Here is a 3,374-nt window from a genome sequence, read left to right on the forward strand (position 1 = left end):
AGGATAGTCGTGCGCCGCTGTTTGGATTGCCTTCTCGTTTCAGAAAATCGGAAATGCTTTTTTTGTGGAAGAGTCTCGTTGTTATTGCCAAGTAGTTGTATCCAAACCCATCAGGGACGCAGCACCGAGTCCCGACATATCGACAATATATGGCACGCCGGGCCACCATCAGGATGGTACCGGTAGCCAGACAGGAGATTAGCTTGCTGACGAAAACAATTACCATCGTAGCGTTGGCCGCATTCGGTTCCATTGCGCACGCCCAGAGCAGCGTGACGCTTTATGGTGTGATCGATACCGGGCTTAGTTACGTGAACCACGACGCTGCTGGCAGCGGCTCGGCCAAGCGTTTCAAGTACGACGATGGTGTCGCCCAAGGTACGCGATGGGGCCTGCGCGGGACGGAAGACCTCGGCGCTGGCTTGAAGACAATCTTCGTACTCGAAAACGGCTTTAACACCGGTACCGGGGTGATCAACCAGGGCGGCGCGATATTTGGCCGGCAAGCTTATGTCGGCCTGACCAAGAACGGTATCGGCTCGTTGACATTTGGTCGCCAGTATTCGTTCTCGACAGATGTGCTCGGGAATCAGTATTCGGCTGGCACGAACACAGTCGCCGGCAACTACGCCTACCACATCAACGACTTCGATCAGTTGGTCAACAGCCGTATCAACAACGCGGTGAAGTTCTCTTCGGCGAATTTCTCGGGCGTCACGTTCGGTGCCTTATACGGCTTCTCGAACCAGGCTGGCGCGTTCAGCGGTTCGGCTCCGGTCGATGGCTCAGTGGGTTCGTCGCGTGCGTATAGCTTCGGCCTGAACTACGCGCTCGGCGCGTTCGCGATCGGCGCTGCCTACACCGACATCACGTTTCCGACGTCCGAAGTTCCGGCGTTTCCCACTTCGATAGCGAACGTGGTGGCCGGCGGCACGGGCGGCGGCAAAGACCTGCGCACGTTTGGCTTGGGCACGCGCTTTCAGTTCGATCGCGCCGCGATCTTCGCGCTGTACACGAACACGCGGATTGAAGCGCTCGCCGGCGCGACCACGGCGCTCGACGCAGTCGATGTCGGTGGTCGATACAACTTCACAACGGCGCTTTCGGGCGGCCTGGCCTATACCTACACGCGTTTGCACGACGCGTTCCGCGGCCACTGGAACCAATTCGACGGGAGCCTCGACTACGCGCTGAGCAAGCGGACTGACGTCTACTTGCTGGCAATCTACCAGAAGGCATCGGGCCGCAACGGTACGCAGGACGTGCAGGCGCAGATTGGATCGAGCACGGCGTTCTTCGGGCCGTCGGGCAACGGAACGACGGACCAGGTCGCCGCGCGTGTCGGTATCCGTCACAAGTTCTAATGCGACACGGGCGCCCGCTCATGCCGTAAGCGCAAGTTCCGCGATGTCAGACAAGGACGATCGGACCCGTACCACGAGGCGCCGACTGTCGGTCTCTTCCCGTGCTGTTTGTCGGGGAGGCGACAGGCGGGGTGGAATCACTCCGCCGGCATTGCGCGTCACGTGCCCGGCGTTATGGTGCTGGTCCTGTCCGATTGGCACGGTTGCCGATGTTGGGGAGACGCGAGCCCATCGCGTTGTCGCACATGCGGGAGATCAGCCGGTTGATGCCGTCGGCCGAATAGCCCTATTTCGCAACTGACCTTAGCTTTCGAGGCCGCCGTCCACGGAATCGTCACCGGCGACAGCAAGGGCGCGCTCTCCATCGATAAACCGAATCCCGGCCCCGATCAATCCAGTGCGCCCTCAGTGTTTCGAGCGTCGCGAGGCTCACCTGCACCGTGCGCTCGTTGTTGCGTTTGCCGCTCACGGACAGCTCCCACAACGGGCATTCAAGTGTGCCGTAGAGCCACACGCATAACTTGTCGCGTTTCGCGCCGGCCGTTTCCTCTCGACGCGGGCCCGAGTCGCCCATGAGGAGCAGGGTCCGCGCGCAGAATGCGCCACTGCACGCTGGCCTTCGATGCGCCTTGCATGTCGCAGCGCCGGTCGAGCTCCTGACGGAGGTGCCGCAAGAGATCGGCCAGCAGCGCACGTTGGATCTGCATTGCAGTTTCGCGCGCTACCACCTGCGGATCATTGACGGCCTTCCATGGATTTTTCTGGCGAGATAGCGCACATCCACGAGCCACGTGAAGGCCGCACGCAGCGCGCGCACCGCGTACTGCTGCGATTCGGGCGAGAGCGTCGCTGAGGCGAACGGGCGAGCCGCAACTGAACCGCTCGCCAACGAACCGCGCGTCCGTTTCATTTGTCGCAGGCTTGGTTGCAAGTCTGCTCAAAGCGTCGGCAGTGCCCCTCCTGGGCAATCGTGCTCTTCTGCCGTCGGTCAGGAAGTTCCAACAATCCGAATTGGTTGTTGGTGCGACGGTGACCTTGTTGGCCCTCATGGCAGCAAAACGAAGCAAGAGGTTCTCGGACTGTGTTCATCGGGGCGTACCGATCTCATGCGGTTATAGCGATTTTCGCAGCACGTGCGTCCCGGCATCAAAAGCACAAATTGAAGCCACATGAGTGGGCCGACACGACGCGCCGGCCGGCCGCGCGGTATTGCCCGTGTTCGGCGGCATGGCCGAGTTTGAGCGCAGTCTAATCGTTGAGCGCACGAGTAGCCGCCAGGCCGCTGCCAAGGCGTGCGGCACGATGTTCGGCCGCAAGCCGAGGCTCACACCGGCGCTGCTAAACTATGCAGGAAAACGCCGCGCTGCTCGGCATTCACCTGAAGCGTTCCAGGGAAAAAAGCTTTGGTCGAAGGCGGTCTTGTTGACATAACGCGTCGCAGATTGCGCCGGAGTAAATTAGTCCTCTCGCGAAAGGGCATTTCATTTCCTAAAGGCGCTTTGACAATGGCCCGTAGCGAAAAGCGCTTGCGTGGCCACAATCGGCACGCGACCGGACAACGTACCAAAGTCTTATCGCAGCGGATAAGCAAGCAACCCGCTGAGACGGCCGCGCGCGAGACAATTAGGTCTTGGTCGGCCACACGGATCGCAGTTATTTGTGACTACCTGGATGTTTGGTCTGGTGCCGGCACAGCGCACTTGAAACTGCTCGCCAGGTTGGGATTGCCGCTACCGTCATAGACGGCGTCGGCGGGGAACGGACATATCGGACGTTGCATCTGAATTCCCTGAGTCGGATCGTTATTCACGTACTGGGAAGCGATCAATTTTTTCGGTTTCGAACCACGTTCGACCCACGCTTCCAAAGCGCTCACTACATCATGTTCGGGGTCGGGCGAGACCGCCGTGTAATTCTCTTCACCGATGTTGTCCGGTCCGATTCCCGTGCCGCAGTGGCCAATGCCCGGCAACATGAAGAGACGGTAAAAATCCTGTGCGTCCGCAAGAT

3 protein-coding genes are annotated in these 3,374 nt (G+C 60.0%); 2 read left to right on the forward strand and 1 reads right to left on the reverse strand.

The window, feature by feature from the left end:
* The first annotated feature begins 203 nt into the window (after window positions 1–203).
* Together ACFFAR_RS28570 and ACFFAR_RS28575 are read left to right on the forward strand one after the other, a co-directional pair.
* Window positions 204–1,364, forward strand: coding sequence for a porin (locus ACFFAR_RS28570; protein WP_375508940.1), 1,161 nt, complete (start codon window positions 204–206; stop codon window positions 1,362–1,364).
* A gap of 1,227 nt (window positions 1,365–2,591) precedes the next feature.
* Entirely contained in the window at window positions 2,592–2,795 is a 204-nt protein-coding gene (locus ACFFAR_RS28575; RefSeq protein WP_375508941.1) for a hypothetical protein, read from the forward strand.
* Window positions 2,796–3,027: 232 nt separating this feature from the next.
* Here the strand turns inward: ACFFAR_RS28575 and ACFFAR_RS28580 are convergent.
* Window positions 3,028–3,374: tannase/feruloyl esterase family alpha/beta hydrolase (locus ACFFAR_RS28580; RefSeq protein WP_174365137.1), on the reverse strand; the 347-nt coding region annotated here is incomplete at its 5' end.

Origin of the sequence: uncultured Caballeronia sp., assembly GCF_964243625.1 — a bacterium.
GTDB lineage: Bacteria > Pseudomonadota > Gammaproteobacteria > Burkholderiales > Burkholderiaceae > Caballeronia.

Excerpts from the sequence above, each read along its gene's own strand:
- ACFFAR_RS28575 (WP_375508941.1), top strand. The coding sequence starts at position 2,592 with ATGGCCGAGTTTGAGCGCAGTCTAATCGTTGAGCGCACGAGTAGCCGC.